General features: G+C 65.6%; 25 protein-coding genes. 13 read left to right on the top strand and 12 right to left on the bottom strand.

The annotated features are described in order from the left end of the window. Window positions 1–32: 32 nt before the first annotated feature. Window positions 33–821, top strand: coding sequence for an aspartate dehydrogenase (locus BW970_RS17085; protein ID WP_076533712.1), 789 nt, complete (start codon window positions 33–35; stop codon window positions 819–821). Continuing rightward, a complete protein-coding gene (locus BW970_RS17080; RefSeq protein WP_076533710.1) occupies window positions 821–1672 on the top strand; it encodes an alpha/beta hydrolase in 852 nt (283 codons plus the stop codon). The genes BW970_RS17085 and BW970_RS17080 overlap by 1 nt, the downstream gene beginning before the upstream one ends. A gap of 1 nt (window position 1673) precedes the next feature. Here BW970_RS17080 and BW970_RS17075 read toward each other — a convergent pair whose 3' ends face one another. The 3 genes from BW970_RS17075 to BW970_RS17065 all read right to left on the bottom strand — a co-directional run bounded on the left by BW970_RS17075 (window position 1674) and on the right by BW970_RS17065 (window position 4222). Next, window positions 1674–2441, bottom strand: a complete 768-nt coding sequence (locus BW970_RS17075) for a FadR/GntR family transcriptional regulator (RefSeq protein WP_076533708.1) — start codon at window positions 2439–2441, stop codon at window positions 1674–1676. 68 nt (window positions 2442–2509) lie between these two features. Beyond that, entirely contained in the window at window positions 2510–3160 is a 651-nt protein-coding gene (locus tag BW970_RS17070) for a YiaD family glycine zipper/OmpA-like lipoprotein (RefSeq protein WP_076533706.1), read from the bottom strand. Between the two features lie 192 nt (window positions 3161–3352). Continuing rightward, window positions 3353–4222: a methylated-DNA--[protein]-cysteine S-methyltransferase gene (locus BW970_RS17065; RefSeq protein WP_076533704.1), complete on the bottom strand. Its 870-nt coding sequence runs from the start codon at window positions 4220–4222 to the stop codon at window positions 3353–3355. 162 nt (window positions 4223–4384) lie between these two features. Between BW970_RS17065 and nth the strand changes: the two genes are divergently transcribed. Next, complete coding sequence (gene nth / locus BW970_RS17060) at window positions 4385–5029, top strand: endonuclease III (RefSeq protein ID WP_076533702.1); 645 nt, start codon at window positions 4385–4387, stop codon at window positions 5027–5029. Next, window positions 5026–6009, top strand: coding sequence for an adenosine kinase (locus BW970_RS17055; protein ID WP_076533700.1), 984 nt, complete (start codon window positions 5026–5028; stop codon window positions 6007–6009). The genes nth and BW970_RS17055 overlap by 4 nt, the downstream gene beginning before the upstream one ends. Window positions 6010–6111: 102 nt before the next feature. On the opposite strand, the gene BW970_RS17050 is transcribed toward BW970_RS17055, so the two are convergent. From BW970_RS17050 to BW970_RS17010, 9 genes are all read right to left on the bottom strand, one after another. Continuing rightward, window positions 6112–7089, bottom strand: a complete 978-nt coding sequence (locus tag BW970_RS17050) for an ABC transporter substrate-binding protein (protein WP_076533698.1) — start codon at window positions 7087–7089, stop codon at window positions 6112–6114. 25 nt (window positions 7090–7114) lie between these two features. Beyond that, complete coding sequence (locus BW970_RS17045) at window positions 7115–7975, bottom strand: ABC transporter permease (protein WP_076533761.1); 861 nt, start codon at window positions 7973–7975, stop codon at window positions 7115–7117. Between the two features lie 86 nt (window positions 7976–8061). After that, window positions 8062–8958 (bottom strand): ABC transporter permease, encoded by an 897-nt coding sequence (locus tag BW970_RS17040; protein WP_076533696.1) that lies wholly within the window; start codon window positions 8956–8958, stop codon window positions 8062–8064. Further along, a complete protein-coding gene (locus BW970_RS17035) occupies window positions 8955–9407 on the bottom strand; it encodes a GNAT family N-acetyltransferase (protein WP_076533694.1) in 453 nt (150 codons plus the stop codon). The genes BW970_RS17040 and BW970_RS17035 overlap by 4 nt, the downstream gene beginning before the upstream one ends. Further along, entirely contained in the window at window positions 9400–10188 is a 789-nt protein-coding gene (locus BW970_RS17030) for an ABC transporter ATP-binding protein (protein ID WP_076533693.1), read from the bottom strand. The genes BW970_RS17035 and BW970_RS17030 overlap by 8 nt, the downstream gene beginning before the upstream one ends. Then, window positions 10185–10607 (bottom strand): VOC family protein, encoded by a 423-nt coding sequence (locus tag BW970_RS17025; RefSeq protein ID WP_076533691.1) that lies wholly within the window; start codon window positions 10605–10607, stop codon window positions 10185–10187. Before BW970_RS17025 ends, BW970_RS17030 begins: the two co-directional genes overlap by 4 nt. Beyond that, entirely contained in the window at window positions 10607–11302 is a 696-nt protein-coding gene (locus BW970_RS17020) for an SDR family oxidoreductase (protein ID WP_076533690.1), read from the bottom strand. The genes BW970_RS17025 and BW970_RS17020 overlap by 1 nt, the downstream gene beginning before the upstream one ends. Window positions 11303–11395: 93 nt before the next feature. After that, a complete protein-coding gene (gene hydA, locus BW970_RS17015; RefSeq protein WP_076533688.1) occupies window positions 11396–12847 on the bottom strand; it encodes a dihydropyrimidinase in 1452 nt (483 codons plus the stop codon). 117 nt (window positions 12848–12964) lie between these two features. Then, a complete protein-coding gene (locus tag BW970_RS17010) occupies window positions 12965–14215 on the bottom strand; it encodes a Zn-dependent hydrolase (RefSeq protein ID WP_076533687.1) in 1251 nt (416 codons plus the stop codon). A gap of 127 nt (window positions 14216–14342) precedes the next feature. On the opposite strand from BW970_RS17010, the gene BW970_RS17005 reads away from it, so the two are divergent. The 9 genes from BW970_RS17005 to BW970_RS16965 all read left to right on the top strand — a co-directional run bounded on the left by BW970_RS17005 (window position 14343) and on the right by BW970_RS16965 (window position 24653). After that, a complete protein-coding gene (locus BW970_RS17005; RefSeq protein WP_076533685.1) occupies window positions 14343–14975 on the top strand; it encodes a TetR/AcrR family transcriptional regulator in 633 nt (210 codons plus the stop codon). Window positions 14976–15060: 85 nt separating this feature from the next. Next, window positions 15061–16131, top strand: a complete 1071-nt coding sequence (locus tag BW970_RS17000; RefSeq protein WP_076533684.1) for a patatin-like phospholipase family protein — start codon at window positions 15061–15063, stop codon at window positions 16129–16131. Window positions 16132–16232: 101 nt separating this feature from the next. Continuing rightward, window positions 16233–16868 (top strand): maleylacetoacetate isomerase, encoded by a 636-nt coding sequence (gene maiA / locus BW970_RS16995; RefSeq protein ID WP_076533682.1) that lies wholly within the window; start codon window positions 16233–16235, stop codon window positions 16866–16868. A 4-nt stretch (window positions 16869–16872) separates the two neighbouring features. After that, the gene (locus tag BW970_RS16990) at window positions 16873–18048 is read left to right on the top strand and encodes an acetyl-CoA C-acyltransferase family protein (protein WP_076533681.1); all 1176 of its coding nucleotides are present in this window, start codon (window positions 16873–16875) and stop codon (window positions 18046–18048) included. Between the two features lie 158 nt (window positions 18049–18206). Next, window positions 18207–19793 (top strand): gamma-glutamyltransferase family protein, encoded by a 1587-nt coding sequence (locus BW970_RS16985; RefSeq protein ID WP_076533679.1) that lies wholly within the window; start codon window positions 18207–18209, stop codon window positions 19791–19793. A 112-nt stretch (window positions 19794–19905) separates the two neighbouring features. Further along, entirely contained in the window at window positions 19906–21339 is a 1434-nt protein-coding gene (locus tag BW970_RS16980; protein WP_076533678.1) for an FAD-linked oxidase C-terminal domain-containing protein, read from the top strand. 63 nt (window positions 21340–21402) lie between these two features. Next, window positions 21403–22470, top strand: a complete 1068-nt coding sequence (locus tag BW970_RS16975; RefSeq protein ID WP_076533676.1) for an FAD-binding protein — start codon at window positions 21403–21405, stop codon at window positions 22468–22470. 4 nt (window positions 22471–22474) lie between these two features. Continuing rightward, complete coding sequence (glcF, locus tag BW970_RS16970; protein WP_076533675.1) at window positions 22475–23767, top strand: glycolate oxidase subunit GlcF; 1293 nt, start codon at window positions 22475–22477, stop codon at window positions 23765–23767. A gap of 73 nt (window positions 23768–23840) precedes the next feature. Continuing rightward, the gene (locus BW970_RS16965) at window positions 23841–24653 is read left to right on the top strand and encodes a trypsin-like serine peptidase (protein ID WP_076533759.1); all 813 of its coding nucleotides are present in this window, start codon (window positions 23841–23843) and stop codon (window positions 24651–24653) included.

Below are 24653 nucleotides of genomic sequence, written 5' to 3'. Positions count from 1 at the left end.
TTTGGATCAGAGCGAAGAGGCAGGAGGCACGCATGGCTGGCTTGCGGCTGGTGCTGGTGGGTTGGGGCGCGATTGCGCAGCGGGTAGCGGCTTTGCTGCCAGAGGGCGTCGTGCTTGCAGGGGTCGGCCTGCGCCCCGGCTCGACTGCCGATTTACCCGATGGGGTGGTGCGTCTGGACAGTCCCGAAGGACTGGCAGGATTGGCCGCAGATTTGGTGATCGAGGCTGCGGGGCGCACGGCGGTTGAGCCATGGGGCTGTGCCGCGCTGGCTGCGGGTGCGGATTTCGCGCCGGCCTCGACCAGTGCACTGACGGATGTGGCACTGCTGGACCGGCTGGTGGCCGCCGCACGACAATCCTCGCGGCAACTGGTGATCCCGCCTGGCGCACTGGGCGGGATTGACGCCTTGGCCGCCGCGCGTGTGCTGCCGCTGTCCGAAGTCCGGCACGAAATCATCAAACCGCCTGCCGCCTGGGCGGGAACCGAGGCGGAAACACTGTGTGACCTGCGCAAGCTGACCGACGCTGTCGCATTCTTTGAAGGGTCGGCAGACCAGGCCGCGGCACGGTTTCCACAGAATGCGAATGTTGCGGCCATCACGGCGCTTGCCGGACTGGGTATGGCGCGGACCGTGGTGGCGCTGGTGGCGGATCCAGGCGCCGTGCGCAATGCGCATCATGTGACGGCGACAGGCGACTTCGGCCGCATGACAATTCGGTTGGAGAACCGTCCGATGACAACAAACCCCAAGACGTCGGAACTTACCGCCCTGTCGCTGGTGCGACTGGTGGCGAACCGCGTCAATCCCATGGTGATCTGATGGATCTTGCTGCCGAAGCCCAATGGCCCCGCGATCGGCTGGATGCGGATTATACCGCCCGCCTGTCCTGTAGCGATGCAGAGTTTGCCACGACCATCGCAGACTACGCCCGCCTGTCACAGGTTGCGCATGACGGGGATCGACCACGCATCGGCATTGGCTATGACAATGCCAGTGCCGAAACCTATGACCTGTTCGGCACCGCGCCGGGCGAGGCCAGGCCATGTTTCGTGTTCATCCACGGCGGATATTGGCGCGCGCTGAGCAAAGGCCATTCCAGCTTCATGGCCCCCATGCTGGCGGCACGGGGCATTGCCTGCGCCGTGCCGGACTATACGCTGGCCCCTGCCGTGTCCCTCACAGAGATCGTGCGGCAGTGCCGTGCCATGCTGGCGCATCTGTGGCACCATGCATCCGATCTGGGCATCGACCGAAGCCGGATCGTGGTGGGCGGATCCTCGGCAGGGGGGCATCTGACATCGGCCGTCGCAGCGGGGGGCTGGCAAGAATCTGCGGGCCTGCCTGCACAGCCGCTGCGGGGTCAGCTTCCGATATCCGGGCTGTTCGATCTGGCCCCGCTGGCCAGCAGCCATGTGAACGACTGGATGCGCTTCACACCCGAGGAGGAGCAGGCGCTCAGCCCGCTGCGCAATCTGCCTGCCGCACCTTTGCCCGCGGTTGTCGCATTGGCAGAGCGTGAAACGCCAGGGTTCCACCGCCAGAGTGCGGCCTATGCACAGGCGACGGATGCCCCGGTGCTGACCATACCTGCGCGCAACCATTTCGATGTGGTGCTCGACCTCACCGACCCCGACACGGCATTGTCGCGCGCGCTGCTGGGGTTGTTCTAGGCTACCGCCGGGTTTCGCTTTCAAGACGCTGGCGGGCCACGGCCTCGTAGCGGTCGGCCTGCCGCTCGTTCGACAACAGGCGGCGGACATAGTCCAGATGCCCTTCGACCGCCGCGCGGGCGGCGGTCCCGTCGCGCGCCTGAATCGCGGTATTGATCGCGCGGTGTTGGTCAAGCAATTCATCGCGCGTCGCGCGCTGGCGGAACATCGCCTGCCGGTTGTAGAAGACACCTTCGCGCAGCAGCTCGTACATGGACCGCATCATGTGCAGCATCACCACGTTGTGCCCCGCCTCGATGATCGCCATGTGGAAATCGGCATCCAGCTCCGCCTCGTCTGCCGGATCGCGTTTGGCGTGCGCCGCCTCCATCTTGGACAGGATCGCCCCGATCACCTTGAGGTCGGTGTCCGACCCCAGCCGGGCGGCCCGTTCGGCGGCCAACCCCTCCATGTCACGGCGAAAATCGACATAGTCAAAGAACGCATCCTCATGCGCGCGGAACAATCCGACCAGCGATGGGGAAAACGCCGAGCCCAGAGCGTCCGAGACATAGATGCCCGCGCCCGCGCGCGCCACCAACAGGCCGCGTTCCTGCAACTCTGCCACGGCCTCGCGCAGCGAGGGGCGGGAAACGCCCAGCCGGTCCGACAGGTCACGCTCACCCGGAAGGCGCTCGCCCGGGCGGAGGACACCGTGCAGAATGAGGCTTTCAATCTGCCGTACCACCGCGCGGGACAGCTTTTCCGATTGGATCTTTTCGAAGGGCATCGCCAGTTCCGCCTGCTCTGGTCAAATCATATGACCAGTTGCGCATCGTGACAACGCCATTCTCCGGATCAGCTGGTCGGTCGGATGATGACCTCGACCCGGCGGTTCTGCGCGCGACCCTCCGGCGTCAGGTTGGTGGCGACAGGTGCATCCTCGCCCCGGCCAATGGTCGCAATGCGCGAGGATGGCACACCGGAGCCGATCAGCACCGACGCCACCGATTGCGCGCGGCGTGCGGACAGGCTGCGGTTGTAGCCGGCATCGCCGGTGCTGTCGGTATGCCCGATCACCTCGATACGGCTGTTGGGATACTGCAACAGGTTGCCTGCGACGGCGCGCAGGTCGGATTGCAGATCCGGGCGCAGGGACGAACTGTCGGTGGCGAACAGCAGGTCTTGCGGCATCGTCACGACCAGATAGTCGCCTGCATTCACAACACCGATATTGCCCGAGGTCTGGGCGCGCAGATCTGCGGCCTGACGATCCAGCCCCTGCCCGATGGCGCCGCCGATCGCCGCGCCCACGGCAGCCCCTGCCACGGTGGCCAAGGGCCGCGTGCTGCTGTTCGACGTGGCGCCGATCAGACCGCCAATCACGGCGCCTGTCGCTGCCCCGGTGCGCGTGCGCGTGTTGTCAGGATTGCCCTGCGGATAGGGGTCACAGGCGGTCAGGCCGATGATGGCCACGCTACCGATCAGAACTGGGGTCTTGAATTTCATGACTGTCTCTCACTCCGGTGGCGGCAACTGTCGCCATTGCCAAATGCTAGCATCCTGCGGCACCGGGCTTGAAGCCCCGGAACAGCACTCTGCGGTTTTCCGCGCATCACCGCAAATGCCGCCGTGTGGCAAGGTCTGCGGCAAACCGCTGGTTTCCACAGCGGCAACGCGCCGGAACGCATAAGGTTCCCGTCATGCTGAAAAATCCTGCGCCTGAACGGCCTCGGCCCGCGCGGCCTCCCACGCCAGCATCGCCCGCTTGACCGGCAGCCCCCAATGATACCCGCCCAGCCCCCCCGACATCCGCAATGCGCGATGGCACGGGATCAACAGGCTGATCGGGTTGCGCCCCACCGCAGTGCCGACGGCCCGCACCGCTTTCGGATTGCCCACCACGCGCGCGATCTCTGAATAGGTGGTGACATGACCAGAGGGGATACGCAGCAGCGCCTCCCAGACCTTGATCTGGAACGGCGCCCCAATAAGGTGCAACTGCCCCCCATCGCCGCCAAGCACGGCCTTCACCTGCGGCGTGACGCTGGCCGCATCCTCGACAAAGGCGGCTTCGGGCCAACGGGCGCGCAGATCGGCCATCGTCGCCGCCTGACCGAACTCTTCGGCAAAGCCCAGTCCGCACAGCCCGCGATCCGTCGCCATCGCCAGCGCAAGGCCAAACGGCGTGTCCACCCATGCCCAGCGGATCAGCAACCCCGCCCCGCCGCGCGCGAAATCGCCTGGCGCCATCGCCTCCCACCGCAAGAACAGGTCGTGCAACCGCCCGGTGCCGGACAGCCCGACCTCCTGCGCAGTGTCCAGCAGGGTCATCCGGTCTCGCAGCAGGCTGCGGGCGTGATCCAGCATCAGATATTGCTGGTACCGTTTCGGGCTGACCCCGACCCAGGCCGAGAACAGCCGTTGGAAATGGGCCGTGCTCATGCCCATCCGCGTCGCCAGTTCCTCCAGCGTCAAGCCCGGACCCGCCGCATCCAGTTCGCGCAGCGCCCGCGCCATGACGCGGTAGTGATAGGCACCTTCCTGATCGTCAATATCCTGGCCGTCCATACGCTCTGCCCTGTTCCAATCACCTCGGGGGTATTCCGGGAAAGTGCCCCCACCCGAGCGGGAGGCCCCCGGTCTCTGGCCCAATCTATCCTTGGCGGTCACGCCCGGCGACCCGGATTTTGCGCATTGCCGCATCGCCACCGCGCGGCTAGAACCGCCGCCATGGCCGCACAGCTTCCCTATGCCACGATCCACCAGATCTTCACCAGGTTCCAAGCCGCAGAGCCGGAACCCAAGGGTGAATTGCATCATACCAATGCCTTCACCCTGCTGGTCGCCGTGGCGCTGTCGGCACAGGCCACCGACAAGGGCGTGAACCGGGCCACCGCCGGCCTGTTCCCCATTGCCGATACGCCGGAAAAGATGCTCGCCTTGGGCGAAGAAGGGCTGATCGACCACATCAAGACCATTGGCCTCTATCGCAACAAGGCCAAGAACGTCATCCGCCTGTCGGAAATTCTGGTGCGCGACTATGGCGGGCAGGTGCCATCGTCGCGCGCGGCGCTGCAATCGCTGCCCGGCGTGGGGCGCAAGACGGCGAATGTGGTGCTGAACATGTGGTGGCACATTCCGGCGCAGGCGGTGGACACCCATATCTTTCGGATCGGCAACCGCACGGGCATCTGCCCCGGCAAGGATGTGGAAACGGTGGAGCGCGCCATCGAAGACCAGATCCCCGCCGAATTCCAGCAACATGCCCATCACTGGCTGATCCTGCATGGCCGCTATATCTGCACCGCCCGCAAACCGCGCTGCGCGGATTGCCTGATCCATGATCTTTGCCCGTTCGAGGAAAAAACTGCATGAAACGCTATCAGGTGGTCGGCATCGGCAACGCCATTGTCGATGTTCTGTCCCAAACCGACGACACCTTCCTTGACCACATGGGCATCACCAAGGGCATCATGCAGCTTGTCGAGCGCGAGCGGGCCGAGGTGCTTTACGCCGCGATGACGGATCGAACAGAGGCGCCGGGCGGGTCGGTGGGAAACACCCTGGCCGGTTGCGGCAATCTGGGGCTGAAAACCGCCTTCATCGGCCGGGTGCGCGATGACGCCCTTGGCCGGTTCTATGCCAAGGCCCTGCAAGCTGAAGGCACCGACTTTCCGAACCCGCCGGTTCCCGGTGCCTCGTTGCCCAGCTCGCGCAGCATGATCTTTGTCACACCGGATGGCGAACGGTCGATGAACACCTATCTGGGCATCTCGGCGGATCTTGGCCCCGACGATGTCCCCGAAGCGGTTACGGCAGATACCGACTTTCTGTTTCTCGAAGGCTATCTCTTCGACAAGGCGCCGGGGAAAGAGGCGTTTCTCAAGGCGGCACGGTCCTGCCGTTCTGCGGGCGGCAAGGCGGGTATCGCCCTGTCCGATCCGTTCTGCGTCGATCGTCACCGCAGCGATTTTCGCCAGCTTGTGACAGAGCTGGATTATGTGATCGGCAACGAGCATGAATGGTCCTCGCTCTACGAAACCGATCTCGACACGGCACTGGATATGGCGGCGGCAGACTGCCCGCTGATCGTATGCACCCGGTCCGGGTCCGACGTGATCATCCGCGCAGGCGCGCAGCGTTTCAACGTGCCCGTGCATCGCGTGGTGCCGGTGGATGCGACCGGGGCGGGCGATCAGTTTGCAGCCGGGTTCCTGTACGGCCTGGCCACGGGTCAGACGCTGCTGACAGCAGGCAAGATGGGCTGTGTTGCCGCCAGCGAAGTGATTGCGCATTTCGGCGCGCGCCCGGAAAAAGACGTCAAGTCCTTGTTCCGGGCTCAGGGACTGTTCTGATCCGCCGCGCCGCAGGCGTATCGGCAACGGGCCGGGGATCATGCCCCGGCCCTTGCCAATCCTGGAATGCCGGGAAAGGGCCGCCCCTTTCCCGCGCGCCGATCACTTCAGCGCCGCATCCGTCACCGCACTGGTCCAGGCGCCTTCGGGGGCCTTGGTGATCACCGGGTCAGATCCGCCAGACATCAGCGCCGCGACCGTCCGATCATAATCTGCGGCATCCAGCGTGCCATCGGATCCGGCGGTCAGCTTGGCAATCTCGCCCATCATGCGCTTTTGGTGGCCTTCGGTCTGGGCGCCGGTCTCGTCATTGTCCAGAACGATCATTGCGGCTTCGTCCGGGTTGGCTTCGGCGTATTTCCAGCCCTTCATCGAGGCGCGGACAAACCTGGCCATCTTCTCGACAAAGGCGGGGTCGCTCAGCTTGTCCTCGATGACATACAGGCCGTCTTCCAGTGTCGCCACGCCCTCGTCTTCGTACTTGAAGGTCACAAGGTCATCGGCGGACACGCCTGCGTCGATCACCTGCCAATATTCATTATAGGTCATGGTGGAAATGCAGGCCGCCTGCTTTTGCAGCAGCGGATCGACGTTGAACCCTTGCTTGAGCACGGTGACATCGCTGCCATCGGTTTTCAGGCCCAGCTTGTTCATCCAGTTCAGGAACGGGTATTCATTGCCGCCAAACCAGACGCCCAGCGTCTTGCCCTTGAAGTCGGCCGGGGTCGCAACGCCGGATTCTTTCAGGCAGGTCAGCATCATGCCCGACGATTTGAACGGCTGGGCAATGTTCACAACCGGCGCCCCCTGTTCACGCGCCGCAAGCGCCGAGGGCATCCAGTCAACCATGACATCCGCGCCGCCGCCCATCAGCACCTGAACCGGGGCCACATCCGGCCCGCCCGGCTTGATGGTGACGTTCAGCCCCTCTTCATCGTAGAACCCTTTCTCAAGCGCCACGAAATACCCGGCAAACTGCGCCTGAGTCACCCATTTGAGTTGCAGGGTGACATCATCGGCCGCCTGGGCGGCGCTGGCCATTGCCAGGGCCGAAACTGCGGAAAGCATCCACTTGGTCATAGTTCCCTCTCCTGTTGGGCCGCTCTCAGCGGCTTCTTTGCGACGGATGCCAGAAGGTCATCCGCTTTTCGATCAGCGCGACAAGGCCATAGAAGGCCGACCCGGCCAGCGCCGCAACCGCGATTTCCGACCAGACCATGTCAAGCCGCAGCTTGCCGACCTCGGTCGAGATGCGGAAGCCCATTCCGACGACAGGGCTGCCGAAGAATTCGGCAACGATAGCACCGATCATCGCCAGGGTGCTGGCGATTTTCAGCCCGTTGAAGATGAAGGGCATGGCCGCCGGCAGGCGCAACTGGAACAGGCTTTGCCAATAGCTTGCGCTCCATGTCGCCATCAGGTCGCGCTGCATCGGATCGGCGGCTTTCAGCCCTTCGACGCAGTTGACCAGCACCGGAAAGAACACCATCACCACGACGACCGCCGCCTTGGATTGCCAGTCAAACCCGAACCACATCACAAGAATGGGCGCGATTCCCACAATGGGCAGGGCCGCGACAAAATTCCCCACCGGCAGCAGGCCGCGTTGCAGGAACGGCGAACGATCCACAGCCACCGCGGTCACAAGCGCCGCGCCGCAGCCGATGAGATAGCCCGACAGCGCCCCTTTCAGGATGGTCTGGACGAAATCGGCCCATAGTATGGGCGTGGAATTGACGAATTGCGCAGCCACCGCCGATGGCGCAGGCAGGATGACCGGCGACACGGCGTAAAGCCGCACGATCAGTTCCCACAGCACGATCAGCGTGGCACCAAAAAGGGCGGCGACCACTCCGGCCACCATCCGGCTGCGCGGCAAGGAGGCCAGCCACGCATTGACCGCCCAACTGCCGCCCCAGACCGCCAGCAGCACCGCTGCGCGTGGATCGAACACACCCGCGCGCATCGTCGGGCTGATCAGCGCCAGCACCAGCAAGGCCAGCACGGCCGCCCCCCATCCGCGCAACACCGATATGGACCAGATTGGCACGTTCATCGGCTGAACCCCATGCGCTTGAGTGTGACCCTCTGCACGAGGCCGACGGCACCCACCATCGCCGAGGCCAGCAGCGCCGCAGCAATCAGCGTGGCCCATATCTGGATGGTCTGGCCATAATAGCTGCCTGCAAGCAACCGCGTCCCAAGGCCAGCGCCGCCCAACGGCAGTTCCGCCACGATGGTACCGACCAGCGAGGCCGCCACCCCGACCTTGAGCGAGGCGAACAGATACGGCATTGACGCCGGCAGGCGCAGCTTCCAGAACGCCTGCCCTGCCGTTGCATTGTAGGTGCGCAACTGATCAAGCTGCATCCCGTCGGGGCTGCGCAGGCCCTTGACCATACCAACGGCCACAGGAAAAAAGCTCAGATAGGCTGCGATGATCGCCTTGGGGATCAGGCCGGAAATGCCCACGGAATTCAGCACGACGATGATCATCGGAGCAATGGCCACGATGGGGATGGTCTGGCTGGCAATCGCCCAGGGCATCACACTCATGTCCATGGCGCGGTTGTAGACGATGCCCACCGCCAGCAGGATCCCGAACCCCGCCCCGAAACCAAAGCCCAGCGCGGTCGCCGACAGGGTGGCCAGCGCATGATACACAAGACCGCGGTTCGACAGGCTGCCCGATTGCACGATACCCCGGCGGCCGGTTGCCTCCTCGACCCAGGTCAGGCGCCAGAACTCGGCGGCAACCTGATGCGGCACGGGCAGAACCGGGCGCTCCTGCTGCATGGCATCGCGGGCAATGTCGGACCAGCCGATCTGCACGCCGGCCCGCGCGGCCTGATCGCGGGTCCATTGCGCGTTCATCCAGACGGCGGCGGCATACCAGATGGCAAGGATCGCCAGCACAACGACAACGACCGGCAGGACAGAGCGTCTCATGCTGCCTGCTCCTGCACCAGATGGATATCGGGCAGGCCCTCGGCGTTGCCGCCCTCGGTGCGCGCGGCTTCACGAAACCCTTCGCGGGCATAAAACCGCAGGGCAGCGCCATTGGCGGCAAAACACCACAGACTCAGCCCTGCCGTGCTGCGCACCCGCGCAAGCGCCAGCAACCGATGCCCCACCCTCTGCCCGCGCGCGCCTTCGGCCACCTGCAACTGCAGCACCTGTCCATCGGCATCCACGGCGACAAATCCGACAAGCCCGGCCTGCCCCTGCGCGACGATGACCTGCGTGGAGGGGAACAGATGGCCCGTCACCCAGCCGTGCGTCGCATCGCGGCCATGCAGGTCGGGCATCCAGTCGGTTGCCTCCAGCCAATCCTGCAACAGGTCGGCGCAGGCCGGTGCATCGGCAGGCGTCGCATCGCGGTAGAGCACCTCAGTCATCGACATGCCCCGCCCGCAGCCCCTCGCGCACACGATGTGCAATCTCGATGAATTCGCGGCTGTCGCGGATATCCAGCGGGCGCTCGCGCGGCAGGGGGCTGTCGATCACATCGGTGATCCGGCCTGGACGCGGCGACATCACCACGATCTTGGTCGACAGATACACTGCCTCGGGGATCGAATGGGTGACAAAGCCCACCGTCTTGCCGGTGGCAGCCCACAGCTTCAGCACCTCTTCGTTCAGACGGTCGCGGACGATTTCGTCCAGCGCGCCAAAGGGTTCGTCCATCAGCAGTATATCGGCATCAAAGGCCAGCGCCCGCGCGATGCTGGCGCGCTGCTGCATTCCGCCCGAAAGCTGCCAGGGGTATTTCTTGCCAAAGCCCGACAGTTCGACCAGATCCAGCACGCGCTCGACCCGACGGTTCTGCTCTGCGCGGTCAAAACCCATGATCTCCAACGGCAGACGGATGTTGCCAGCGATGGTGCGCCACGGATAGAGACCCGCCGCCTGAAAGACATACCCATAGGCCCGCTTGCGCCGCGCCTCGTCCGGGGTCATGCCGTTGACGGTCAACGTACCGCCCGTGGCGGTTTCCAGCGCCGCGACACAGCGCAGAAAGGTGGTCTTGCCACAGCCCGACGGCCCTATGAACGACACGAAATCGCCTTTGCGGATGGTCAGGTCCACATCCTTGAGCGCATGGACCGGCCCGTCGGCGGTCTGGAACACCAGGTTCAGGCCCTTGGCCTCGATCACCGGCGGGGCGGTCGTCGTCATTCAGGCATCTCCCACAGCTTCGGTGAGGCAAATTCGACCGAATTCCCTGCCGGATCGCGGACATAGACGGACCGCGGCCCCCAGGGCCAGCAAAAATCGCTCTCGATGTCCACGCCGGCCCCGGTCAGGCGGTGCACCATGGCCGCAAGCGCCGCCTCGGGCACGGCAAAGCAGACGTGACCCGCGCCCACGGTGCCATGGGGAGGCACCGGAAGGGCGTCGGGCGCAGGCGGTTCGCGCGTGGCCTCGGCCCGGAACACCAGCAGCACGGTCGATCCGCAGCGGAAAAACACGTGCCGCCCGTCCTGAGCCATGATCTCGGACAGACCCAGCACCGCGCCATAGAACCGCCGCGCGGCGTCCAGGTCATCGACATAGACCGCCGTTTCCAGAACGCCGGTGATCGGGCTGCCCACCATCACACCCCCCGCATCAATCCGCCATCGACGCGGATGTTCTGCCCGGTGATATACCCCGCCCCGTCCGAGGCCAGAAAGGCGACCGTCCGCCCGATCTCCTCTGCCGTGCCATAGCGACCCAATGGAACGGCAGCGGCACGCTCGTCCTTTTGCGGCAGGCTGTCGATCCAGCCGGGCAGGACGTTGTTCATGCGAATGTTCCGGGCGCCATAGGTGTCGGTGAAGATCTTGGTAAAGCTGGCCAGCCCCGCCCGTGCAAAGGCCGAGGTCGGGAACATGTCCGACGGTTCGAACGCCCAGGCGGTCGAGATGTTGATGATCGCGCCGCCGCCCTGCCATTCCATCACCGGCGTCACGGCCCGCACCGCCCGCACGACATTGAGGAAATAGACCTCGACCCCCTCGTGCCAATCGGCATCGGTCAGGTCCAGCAGCGGCCCCTTGGGGCCGTGGCCTGCGCTGTTGACCAGCACATCGACGCGGCCCCATTTTTCCTGCATCGCCTCGACCAGGCCCTTGATGTCGGCTTCGGACCGATTTGTGCCGGTCATGCCGATGCCGCCCAGTTCCTCGGCTAGTGCCACGCCCTTGCCCGACGACGACAAGATGCCCACTGCAAACCCGTCCTCGGCCAGTGCGCGCGCCGAAGCGGCGCCCATGCCCGAGCCACCGCCGATGATCAATGCCGTTTTCATGTTGCTCTCCTTTTGGGGTCTGGCGCAACATGGCATCGGTATGGTTGGCTCGGCCAGTCGGAAACGTGGCTTGGCTGCGGGATCATGGCCGGATCAGACCCCCGTCGCCGGAATCCCGCTGCGCTTCACGGGGCGCGGTGCGGTCAGCTCTTTCCACTGGCTCAGCGCGCGGTTGACGGCGGGGCGCGGGGCGCGCGGGGTGAACTGGCCCCAGCCCTCTTGCGGCTTCATGGCGCCGTCTTCCACCGCGACGCGACCGCGCGTCAGGGTATAGCGCGGCATCCCCTTGAGCTTTTGGCCCTCGAACACGTTGTAATCAATGGCGGACTGCTGGGTCGCGGCGGAAACCACGCCCGTTTTCTCGGGGTCCCAGACCACAAGATCGGCATCGGCCCCCACCAGAACCGCACCCTTCTTGGGGTACATGTTGAGGATCTTGGCAATATTGGTGCTGGTCACCGCAACGAATTCGTTCGGCGTCAGCCGCCCGGTGTTCACCCCTTGCGCCCAAAGCACTGGCAGCCGGTCCTGCAACCCGCCGGTTCCATTGGGGATTTTCGAGAAATCGCCCACGCCATAGCGTTTCTGGTCGGTGGTAAAGGCGCAGTGATCCGTCGCCACGCAGGACAACGACCCAGATTGCAGCCCGGCCCACAGGCTGTCCTGATGCTGCTTGTTGCGGAACGGCGGCGACATGACCCGGCGCGCGGCATGGTCCCAGTCGGGGTGGAAATATTCGCTTTCATCCAGCACCAGATGCTGGATCAGCGGCTCGCCCCAGACGCGCTTGCCCTGTTGGCGCGCGCGGCGGATCGCCTCGTGGCTGTCCTCGCAACTGGTGTGCACGACATAGAGCGGCACGCCCGCCATGTCTGCAATCATGATGGCGCGGTTGGCCGCCTCGCCCTCGACCTGCGGCGGGCGGGAATAGGCGTGGCCTTCGGGGCCGGTGTTGCCCTCGGCCAGCAGGCGGGCGGTCAGTTCGGCCACCACGTCGCCGTTCTCGGCATGGACCATCGCAATACCGCCCAGATCGCCCACCCGGCGGAACGACTGGAACATCTCGTCGTCGTTCACCATCAAGGCGCCCTTGTAGGCCATGAAGTGCTTGAAGCTGGTCATGCCGGCCTTGACGCTGGCCTCCATGTCTTCCCACACCTTTTCACCCCACCAGGTGATGGCCATGTGATAGCTGTAGTCGCAATGGGCGCGGCCCGACTTGTTGTGCCACATCTGCGCGGCATCCATCAGGCCCTGGCCCTGACCGGGCAGCACGAAGTCCACCACCATCGTGGTGCCCCCCGCCAGCGCGGCCCGCGTCCCGGATTCGAAATCATCCGCCGAATATGTGCCCATGAAGGGCATCTCCAGATGGGTATGCGGATCAATCCCGCCGGGCATGACATAGCAGCCGGTGGCGTCAAGCTCGGTGCCACCTGTCAGGTTCTGCCCGATCTCGGTGATCACGCCGTTCTCGATACGGACGTCGGCCTTGGTGGTCAGGTCTGCGGTGACGATGGTGCCGTTACGGATGATGGTGGTCATGTGCGGCCTCTGCTGGATGAAGGGCAACCCGCCCCGGCCCGGAGCCGGGGCCTCTGGTACGATCGGGCGCGGAATGCGGGACGAGGCATCGGGCCGGGGCGGGGTTGGTGTGTCCGATCACCCCACAACCTCCGCCACCTCAAGCGCCGCATGAAGCAGCACATCGGTGCCCGCCGCCGCCCATTCCGGCGAAATCTCCTCGGCCTCGTTGTGGCTGAGGCCGCCGACGCAGGGGCACATGATCATCACGGTCGGCGCCACGCGGTTGATCCAGCAGGCGTCGTGGCCGGCGCCGCTGACAATATCCATGTGGCTGTAGCCCAGCCGTTCGGCCGCGCCGCGCACCACCTGGACCAGACCGGGGTCGAACGTCACCGGATCGAAATGCCCGACCGCCTCGATCTCGCATCCCAGGCCCAGTTCGGCCGCCACGGCATGGGCGGCGCGTTCGACCTCGGCGCGCATGGCGTCAAGCTTGGCCTGATGCGGGGTGCGGATGTCAACGGTGAACACCACCTTGCCGGGGATCACGTTGCGGCTGTTGGGGAACACCTGCACATGGCCAATGGCGCCCACCGCATCGGGCTGATGGCTCATGGCGATCTGGTGGACACGTTCGGTCACCCGCGCCATGCCAAGGCCCGCATTCACCCGCATGGCCATCGGGGTGGACCCGGTATGCGCATCCTTGCCGGTCAGGGTGATCTGCAACCACCACAGCCCCTGGCCATGGGTCACCACGCCGATATTCTTGCCCTCGGCCTCCAGGATCGGGCCCTGTTCGATGTGCAGCTCCAGCATGGCGTGCATCTTGCGCGCGCCGACGGATTCCTCGCCGACCCAGCCGATACGGGCGAGTTCGTCGCCGAACCGCTTGCCTTCGGCATCGACGCGGTCATAGGCATAGTCCTGCGTGTGCATTCCGGCAAAGACGCCACTTGCCAGCATGGCCGGGGCAAACCGCGTGCCCTCTTCGTTGGTCCAGTTGGTGACAACGATGGGGCGGCGGGTCTGCACCCCCATGTCATTCATCGTGCGCACGACTTCCAACGCCCCCAGAACGCCCAGAACGCCGTCATATTTGCCGCCCGTCGGCTGGGTATCCAGATGGCTGCCCATATAGACCGGCAGGGCCTCCGGGTCGGTCCCCGCCCGCGTGGCGAACATGTTGCCCATCGTGTCGACGCCCATCGTCATGCCCGCATCGGCGCACCAGCGGGCGAACAGGTGGCGCCCCTCGCCATCGGCATCGGTCAGCGTCTGGCGGTTGTTGCCGCCCGCAACACCCGGCCCGATCTGCGCCATCTCCATCAGGCTGTTCCACAGCCGCGCGGAATCGATCCGCAGATTCTGTCCTGCTGGCGTCATCGCTTGCTCCCTGTCGACAGGGGTCTTTGCGCCCCTTGCCTGGAATCTGTTCCTGACCGTATGGTCAGATAGGAAGGCACCATAACCTGACCATCCGGTCAACGACTTTCTTGAACCGCGAGGCGCCATGACCGAAACCGCACGCCCCATGCGCCGGCAAGAGATCCGCGAGCAGAATGAACGGCTCATTTTGCAGGCAGCCGAAAAAGTCTTTGCCGAGGCGGGGTTTGGCGGTGCAACCATGCAGTTGATCGCGGATATGGCCGGGTTGCCCAAGGCAAATCTGCACTATTATTTCACCACCAAGGAAGATCTCTATCGCCGTGTCGTGCAGGAGATCTTCGAGATCTGGCTGCACGCCGCCGATGCCATGGACCATGCCGAAGACCCCGCCCAAGGCATCGCAGCCTATATCGACGCCAAAATGGAGATCAGCCGCCAGCATCCGCACGGATCCAAGGTCTGGGCCTCCGAGGTGATGCACGGCGCCCCCGTGATCCAGGACTACCTGGAAACAACCTTGCGCGATTGGACAGAAGGGCGCGTCGCAGTGATCAACCGATGGATCGCGGACGGACGCATGGCCCCCGTCGATCCGCGCCATCTGCTGTACATGCTGTGGGCCACGACCCAGCACTATGCCGATTTCGGCCATCAGATCGAAACCCTGAACGGTGGCCGGGCCTTGACGGATCAGCAATGGAGCGATGCCAAACAAAGCGTCAAGGATATCGTCCTGCGCGGAATCGGGGCACTCTGAAATTTGCTGCGCCGCAGCATTTCCTTGTTGTGCAGGTCGGTTTCGGGCATGGTGGTGCCAGACATGCCCGCAGGAGTCGCAATTCATGGCAAAGCCAGAAAACCAGCTTCCGATCCGCCTTGCCCTTCAGGGTGGCGGCTCGCATGGCGCCCTTGCCTGGGGCGTGCTGGACCGCTTGCTGGAGGATTCCCGCCTGCGGATCGACCAGATCAGCGGCACCAGCGCAGGCGCAATGAATGCGGTGGTTCTGGCCGCCGCCTATGAAACCGGCGGGGCCGAAGGGGCCCGCGCGGCGCTGACCCGCTTTTGGCAAGCGGTCAGCGAGGCGGCGCGGTTTTCCCCCATGCAACCCTCGCCATGGGACCGGCTGATGGGCAACGATTCGCTAGACAATTCGCCCGCCTATCTGATGCTGGATGGCCTGAGCCGGATGTTCTCGCCCTATGAATTGAACCCGCTTGGGCTGAACCCCTTGCAGGATCTGGTTGCCGAACAGGTGGATTTCGCCGTCCTCAACCGCTGCGAAGCGATCAAGGTGCATGTCACCGCCACCAGCGTGCGCACAGGACAGGCCCGCACCTTTTCCACTGGCGACCTTTCGACAGAGGCGGTCATGGCCTCGGCCTGTCTGCCACAGATGTATCAGGCGGTGGAAATCGACGGCGAGGCCTATTGGGATGGCGGGTTCTCCGCCAACCCCGCCTTGTTCCCGCTTGTCATTGACCGGGGCGAGCACGACGTGCTGATCGTCCAGTTGAACCCGATGCTGCGGGACGAGATCCCGCGTTCCGCGCGCGAGATCATCAATCGCATGAACGAGATCAGCTTCAACACCAGTCTTATCAAGGAACTGCGCACGCTGGACCTGTTGCGCCAGCTTGCCGATCAGGGCCGGGTGGATCTGCAAGGCGAGGTCCGTCTGCACATGATCCACTGCGCCGAGGATCTGCGGGATCTGGCTGCGTCCAGCAAGCTGAATGCCGACTGGGCCTATCTGCAAAAGCTGTTCGAGCGCGGGCGGGAATGGGCGGACGACTGGCTGAACCGGCATTTTGACGATCTCGGCAGGCAATCCTCCTTCAGCCTGGAAAAGCTGTTCACCCCCCATACGCGCCCCTCCGGGCTGGCGCCGCTCAGCGACAGCGACGCGGCCTGAGTGTTCCAAGTGGCGCAACGTCGTTTGCACATGCAGCACGGCGCCCCTTGACGCTGGGTCCGGCCCCGCCAATGATCCGCGCCGGGCAAAGGGGGGAGATCATGGGCGTCGTGCTTTACGACTACTGGCGATCATCGGCCAGCTACCGGGTCCGCATCGCGCTGGGGCTTGCCGGGCTGGACTGGCAGGCGGTCTCGGTGAATCTGCTGACCGGAGAACATCGGGATACGCAAAACCTGGCGCGCAATCCGCAAGGGCTGGTTCCGACGCTGGAGATTGACGGCCAGACGCTCACCCAATCGCTGGCCATCCTCGAATATCTGGACGAAACCCGCGGGCTGGGCCTCTTGCCCGCCGATGCGGCCGGGCGTGCACGGGTGCGTGCCCTGGCTCATGCCGTGGCGATGGAGATCCATCCGGTCTGCAATCTTTCCGTCGCGCGCCATGCGGTCGACGCCTCGGGCGGGGCGATCACCATGGAAAGCTGGATGCAGCGGTTCATTCCTCCCGGCCTTGCCGCAGTCGAGCGGATGCTGGGGGATACGGCCACCGGCCGGTATTGCCACGGCGATACGCCCACCCTGGCCGACCTGTGCCTTGTGCCGCAAATGTATAATGCGGCGCGCTGGGGCATCGACACGTCTGCCCTGCCGCGCATCACCGCCATCATGGCGGCGCTGAATGACATCCCGGCCGTTCAGGCGGCCCACCCCGACCATTTCAAACCAGAAGGCTGAACCCATGTCCGATATCGTCATCCTCTCCGGCGCACGCACCGCCATTGGCACCTTTGGCGGCAGCCTGGCGGGCCTTGCGCCCATCGACACCGCAACCGTCGCCACCAAGGCCGCGCTGGCCCGCGCCGGGGTCGAGGCCGGGCAGATCGGCAGCGTGGTCTTTGGCCATGTCATCAACACGGAACCGCGCGACATGTACCTGTCGCGCGTCGCAGCCATCCAGGCCGGCATCCCCGAAGCGACGCCTGCAATGAACGTGAACCGCCTGTGCGGATCGGGCGCGCAGGCCATCGTTTCGGCAGCGCAGGCCCTGATGCTGGGCGATGCCGAGTTCGCCGTGGCCGGTGGTGCCGAGGCCATGAGCCGCGCGCCCTATGCCCTGCCCGCCGCGCGTTTTGGCCAGAAGATGGGCGATACCAAGGCGGTCGACATGATGACCGGCGCGCTGTCCTGCCCGTTTGGCACCGGCCATATGGGCGTCACGGCGGAAAACGTGGCCGCCGAACATGGCATCAGCCGCGCCGATCAGGATGCCTTTGCGCTGGAAAGCCAGAAGCGGGCGGCAGCAGCCATCGCAGCCGGGTATTTTGCCGATCAGATCGTGCCGGTAGAGTTGAAGACACGCAAAGGCGTCGAAGAGTTCAAGGTTGACGAGCACCCCAAGGCCACGAGCGCCGAGGCGCTCGCGGGACTGAAGACCGTGTTCCAGAAAGATGGCACCGTGACCGCAGGCAACGCCAGCGGCATCAACGATGGTGCGGCGGCGCTGGTTCTGGCCCGCGCGGATGCCGCCGAAAAGGCCGGGCTGAAACCCCGCGCGCGGATCATCGGCTATGCCCATGCGGGCGTTGCACCGCGCATCATGGGGATCGGCCCGATCCCCGCAGTGGAAAACCTGCTGGCCCGCACCGGCCTGACCATCGGCGATTTCGATGTCATCGAATCGAACGAAGCCTTTGCCGCTCAGGCCATCGCCGTGAACCGCGCCCTGGGACTGGATGCCGCCAAGGTCAATCCGAACGGCGGCGCCATTGCCCTTGGGCATCCGGTGGGTGCCACCGGCGCGATCATCACCGTCAAGGCGATGTACGAGCTGGAGCGTATCGGCGGCAAACGCGCCCTGATCACCATGTGTATCGGCGGCGGTCAGGGCATTGCACTGGCCATCGAGCGGCTCTGACGGCGAAAGGGGGGCTGTCTGCCCCCCTCTGGCCCGTACCGGGCCATTCACCCCCCGAGGGTATTTGATGCAAGATGAAAGGCAGGTCGGGAGTACCGATCTGCCCTTTTCGCGTGATCAACCGCTGGCTAGTCTGCCCGCGAAACACGGAGGACAGGATGCGGGATTTCCAGAAGCCGGGACGGTCGGCGGTATATGCGTTGAACGGAATGTGCGCGACCTCGCATCCGCTGGCTGCACGGGTGGCGGTGGATGTGCTGCGCGACGGGGGCAATGCGGCGGATGCGGCGATTGCGGCCGGGGTGGTGCTCGGCCTGTGCGAGCCGCAGATGACGGGGTTGGGCGGCGATTGCTTTGTGCTGCTGAAACCGGCGGGGGAGGAGCGGATCGTCGCGCTGAACGGTTCGGGCCGCGCGCCTGCCGCGCTGTCGGCCGCCGAGATGCGCGGGCGGGGTATGTCGACGGTGCCGCTTTATGGCGTCGAGGCGGTGACGGTGCCGGGCGCGGTGGATGCCTTTTTCCGGCTGAACGCCGACTGGGGCCGGATGGAGATGGCGCGGCTGCTGCAACCTGCCATCGACGCGGCGGAGCAGGGCGTGCCGGTGGCCCCCCGCACGGCGCGCGACTGGGGCGAAGCCGCGCATCTGCAAGGCGACGGACGGCGGCATTTCCTGCCCTGGGGTCGGGCGCCGCAGGTGGGCGAGGTGTTCCGCGCCCCAGGCCAGGCCGAGGTGCTGCGCCGGATCGCGCAACAGGGCCGGGCCGGATTCTACGAGGGTGAGGTGGCCGAGGACATGGTCGCCAGCCTGCGCGCTCTGGGGGGCGTGCATACGATGGAGGATTTCGCCGCCACCGCCTGCGATTATACCGACCCGGTCAGCGGCGGCTACAACGGCGGCGAGGTGGTGGAGCATCCGCCGAATGGCCAGGGCGCGACCGCGCTGCTGATGCTGAACATTCTGGCGCAGTTCGATCTGGCCGCGATGGACCCGTTCGGCGCCGACCGCGCACATCTGGAGGCCGAGGCGACCAAGCTCGCCTATGATGCGCGCAACCGCTTTCTGGCCGATGCCGATCATACCACGCGGCTCGACCATATGCTTGGGTCCGAAACCGCTGCGCGGCTGGCCGCATTGATCGACATGCGCCGCGCAATGCCCGCAGCGGCCCCGCTGACCGAGGCCATCCACCGCGACACGGTCTATCTGACGGTAGTGGACCGTGACGGCATGGCGGTGTCGCTGATCTATTCGGTGTTCCATGCCTTCGGGTCGGGGCTGGCCTCGGGCCGGTTCGGGATCGGGTTCCAGAATCGGGGCGCCGGCTTTGTGCTGACCGCGGGCCATCCGAACGAGGCCGCAGGCGGCAAGCGGCCGATGCATACGATCATTCCGGGGATGCTGCGGCAGGGCGGGCGGCTGGTGATGCCGTTCGGCGTGATGGGCGGGGCCTATCAGCCGGCGGGCCATGCCCGGCTGGTGTCGAACCTGCTGGACCACGGCATGGACATGCAAGCCGCCATAGACGCGCCACGCAGCTTTACCGGGCCGTTTTCGGGGCGTGACGGGCTGCGGCTGGAAACCGGCTATTCCCGCGCGGTGTTTGACGATCTGGCTGGCCGGGGCCATGCCGTTTCGTGGTCCGAGGAACCGCTGGGCGGGGCACAGGCGATCTGGCTTCATGGCAGCGGCGTGCTGGAAGGCGCATCCGACCCGCGCAAGGATGGCTGCGCGCTGGGATACTAGGCCTCAAGGGCGGCAAGGGAGGTGCATGGCGGTCAGGCGGCCTGCGGGTTTGCGCTTGCCGATCTGGCAAAACTGGTTATTTAATCTTACCAGTTAGCCTGAGAGGCCCGCCATGGACATGCCTGCCCCGAATGCCGTCGTGCTGGCGCGCAAGGACCGGATCGTCGAGCGTCTGCGCGCCGTGCTGCCCGCCGATGCGGTGATCTCGGCCGAAGCCGAGTTGCGGGTCTATGAATGCGATGCGCTGACCGCCTATCGCTGTGCGCCGTTGGCCGCCGTGCTGCCCCGGACGACCGCCGAGGTCGCGGCTGTGCTGAAGGTTTGCCATGCCGAGGGGGTGCCGGTGGTGCCGCGCGGGTCGGGCACCTCGCTGGCCGGGGGGGCGATGCCGACGGCGGATGCGGTGATCCTGGGGGTGGCGCGGATGACCGGCGTGCTGGAGGTGGATTATCCCAACCGCTTCATCCGGGTGCAGACCGGGCGCACCAACCTGGCCGTGACCGGCGCGGTCGAGGCAGACGGGTTCTTTTACGCCCCCGACCCCAGCAGTCAGCTTGCCTGCGCGATAGCCGGCAATATCGCGATGAATTCGGGCGGAGCGCATTGCCTGAAATACGGGGTGACGACGAACAATCTGCTGGGGGTGACGCTTGTGCAGATGGATGGCACCGTGGTGGAACTGGGCGGCCCGTTCATGGATGCGGGCGGGATCGACCTGCTGGGGGTGATCTGCGGTTCGGAAGGCCAACTGGGCGTAGTGACCGAGGCGACCTTGCGCATTCTGCCCAAGCCCGAGGGCGCGCGGCCGGTATTGATTGCCTTTGACTCGAGCGAGGTGGCCGGGGCCTGTGTGTCGGACATCATAAAGGCGGGTGTGCTGCCCGTGGCGATCGAATTCATGGACCGGCCCTGCATCGAGGCCTGCGAAGCCTTTGCCAAGGCGGGCTATCCGATGACCGAGGCGCTGCTGATCGTCGAGGTCGAGGGATCGGAAGCCGAGATCGCCGCGCAACTGGAGCTGATCGGAGAGATTGCCCGCCGACACGCGCCGGTGGAGTTCCGCGAAGCGCGATCCGAGGACGAGGCGAAACGCATCTGGCTGGGCCGGAAATCGGCGTTTGGCGCCATGGGACAGATCAACGATTACATGTGCCTGGATGGCACGATCCCGGTATCGGAACTGCCGCGTGTCCTGCGTGGAATCGGCACGCTGAGCCGCGAATTCGGGCTGGATGTGGCGAATGTCTTTCATGCCGGCGATGGCAACATGCACCCGCTGATCCTGTTCAACGCCAATACGCCCGGCGATCTGGAACGATGCGAGGCGCTGGGGGCCGAAATCCTGAAGCTGTGCGTGGAGGTAGGCGGTTGCCTGACCGGCGAACATGGAGTTGGGATTGAAAAGCGCGATCTGATGGGGGTGCAATATGCACCCGACGATCTGGAGGCGCAGATGCAGGTCAAGGACGTGTTCGATCCGGGCTGGTTGCTGAACCCGGCCAAGGTGTTTCCGCTGGCCGCCTCGGCCGGGCGGCGCGCGGGTTGAGCGCAGGCGGGGGCCCTGCCCCCGCACCCCCGGGGTATTTGGAGCAAGATGATGAGGCAGCCGATGCGGCCCGAGACCGAAGACGAGATCGCCGCTGCGCTGCGCGATGCGACAGGCCCGCTGGTGCTGCGTGGCGGGGGGACGCGGGCGCTGGGGGCGGCTTCGGGTACAGTGCTGGAGACTGGCGGGCTGTCGGGGGTCACGCTCTATGATCCTGGTGCGCTGACGCTGGTGGCGCGGGCCGGAACACGGCTGGCCGAGCTCGAGGCGCTGCTCGCGTCGGAAGGGCAGCGGCTGGCCTTTGAGGTGCCGGATCTGCGCGGGGTGCTGGGGCGGCAGGGCGACAGCACGCTGGGCGGGGTGATCGCGACCAATGCCAGCGGACCGCGCCGGGTGCAGGCGGGGGCCGCGCGCGATTTCCTGCTGGGGGTGCGGTTCGTGGATGGCACCGGCCGCATCGTCAAGAACGGCGGACGGGTGATGAAGAATGTCACCGGCTATGATCTGGTCAAGCTGCTGGCGGGTAGTCACGGCACATTGGGGGTGCTGACCGAGGTCAGCCTCAAGGTGCTGCCTGCCCCGGCCGCGCAGGCCACGCTGGTGCTGGAGGGTCTGGACGATGCGCAGGCGGTGGCCGCCATGGCGCAGGCGCTGGGGTCGCCGTTTGACGTGACCGGGGCCGCGCATTGGCCCGGACGCGGCACGTTCTTGCGGGTCGAGGGGCTGGCGGCGCAGGTTGCCTATCGCGCGGGCCGGTTGCAGGCGCTGCTGGGCGGGCAGATCGCGCCAGACGGGCCATGGGCCGAGATCCGCGATGTGGCGCCGTTTCACGACCAGCCCGGCGATGTATGGCGGCTGTCGGCAAAGCCTTCGGATGCGCCGGGGCTGGTGGTCCGCGCCGGCGCAGAGGCGGTGCTGTATGACTGGGGAGGCGGGCTTGTCTGGCTGCGGATGGCGCAAGGGACCGACCTGCGGGCGCGGCTGGGCCGCTTTCAGGGCCATGCCACGCTGGTGCGCGGCACCGGCTGGCCGGTCTTTCACCCGGAACCGGCCCCTGTTGCGGCGTTGACTGCGGGCCTGCGGGCGCAGTTCGACCCGCGCGGTATTCTGAACCACGGCCTGATGGGGTAGCGCGATGCAGACATTCTTTACCCCCGATCAGTTGGCCGATCCCGGAATCGCCCGCGCGAATGACATCCTGCGGTCCTGCGTGCATTGCGGGTTCTGTACGGCGACCTGTCCCACCTATCAGGTGCTGGGCGACGAGCTGGACAGCCCGCGCGGCCGCATCTACCTGATCAAGGACATGCTGGAACAGGATCGCCCGGCGGATGCGGACACGGTCAAGCATATCGACCGTTGCCTCTCCTGCCTGGCCTGCATGACCACCTGCCCCAGCGGCGTGCATTACATGCATCTGGTGGACCATGCGCGCGCGCATATCGAACGCACCTACAAGCGGCCGCTGATGGACCGGATGCTGCGCGCGGTGCTGGCGCGGATCATCCCCTATCCCACGCGGTTTCGGCTGGCGCTGGGGCTGGCCAGGCTGGGGCGCCCCTTTGTGGCGCTGCTGCCCGATGCGCGTTTGCGCGCGATGATCGCCATGGCGCCGAAGACGATCCCCCCGGTCAGCCGCAACGACGATCCGCAGAGCTTCCCCGCGCAGGGCGCGCGCCGGATGCGGGTGGCACTGATGACAGGCTGCGCCCAGAAGGCGCTGAACACCGACATCAACGATGCGACCATCCGCCTGCTGCGCCGTCTGGGCTGCGAGGTGGTGGTGGCCAAAGGCACGGGATGCTGTGGGGCGCTGACGCATCACATGGGCAAGGCCGACCTGTCCCATGCCAGCGCCGCCGCCAATATCCGCGCCTGGATGGCCGAGAGACAGGCCGGTGGCCTGGATCACATCGTCATCAACACCAGCGGCTGCGGCACCACGGTCAAGGATTACGGCCATATGTTCCGCACCGATCCGGCGATGGCGGCAGATGCGGCCACCATCGCGGGCATGGCGCTGGATATCTCGGAGCTGCTGGTCCGGCTGGACATTCCCGAAGGTGGGGCCAAGGGGCTGCGCGTGGCCTATCATGCCGCCTGCTCGCTGCAACATGGCCAGCAGATCAAATCCGCGCCCAAGGATCTGCTCACGCGCGCCGGGTTCGACGTGGTGGAACCAGCCGACAGCCACCTGTGCTGCGGCAGCGCGGGGACGTACAACCTGTTGCAGCCCGAGATTTCGGCCGAACTGAAAACCCGCAAGGTGGCCACGCTTGAGGCCAGGCGCCCCGACATCATCGCCGCAGGAAATATCGGTTGCATGATGCAGATAGGATCTGGCACCGGAGTGCCGGTCGTGCATACGGTGGAATTGCTGGACTGGGCGACCGGCGGCCCAAAGCCGCGCGCCTTGACTGCGGGCTGAACCTGCCCAACTTTTGCCATGCCGGATCTATACCCCGGCCGGTGAAAAGCCGGAGAATGTGATGCCGTCCGTGATGCGCCTTGCCCTGATCATCGCCCTGACGGCCCTTGCCCAACCCGCTTGCGCCGACGGGTTGCGCCGGCTGGAGACGGGTACCGACAGCAAGGGATGGGAGGCCGTGGGGCGCCTGAACCTGGGCGGCAAGGGCTTTTGCACGGGGGCGTTGATCTCCCCCAACCTGGTGCTGACGGCTGCCCACTGCCTGTGGGACCGCAAGACAGGCGAACGGCTCGATGCCTCGGCGATCGAGTTTCTGGCCGGATGGCGCAATGGCCGCGCCGCCGCCTACCGCAATGTGCGCCGCGCAGTGGCGCATCCCGACTATGTCTACGATGGCAGCGAGAGCATGGAGCGTGTGCAGTACGATCTGGCGCTGCTGGAGCTGGACACGCCGATCCGGCTGCCCTCGATCAGGCCCTACGCCACCGGGGGCCATCCGCAAAAGGGCGATGCTGTCGGTGTCGTCTCTTATGCCAGAGACCGGGCAGAAGCACCCTCACTGCAAGAGGTGTGCCATGTCCTTGGGCACCAGCCGGGCGTCATGGTGTTGTCGTGCGATGTGGACTTCGGCTCCTCCGGTGCGCCGGTCTTCAGCATGACGGGTGGGGCGCCGCAGGTGGTGTCCGTCGTCGCCGCCAAGGCGGAGATGACCGGGCAGAAGGTTGCCTTGGGCAGTGACATGACCGGCACGCTGGAAACCTTGCGGGCCGCGCTGGAAACCACGCCCGCGATGCGACTGAACGGTTCCGCCCTGCCCCAGATCGGCGCAGGTGGCGGGGCGCGCAAGGATGGCGCAAAGTTCCTCCGACCAGCGGCGGCGCCCTGA

This window comes from Gemmobacter megaterium (genome assembly GCF_900156815.1).
GTDB classification, from domain to species: domain Bacteria; phylum Pseudomonadota; class Alphaproteobacteria; order Rhodobacterales; family Rhodobacteraceae; genus Wagnerdoeblera; species Wagnerdoeblera megaterium.
Note: the sequence above shows the minus strand (reverse complement) of the source record. Positions and strands in the feature narration are given on the sequence as shown.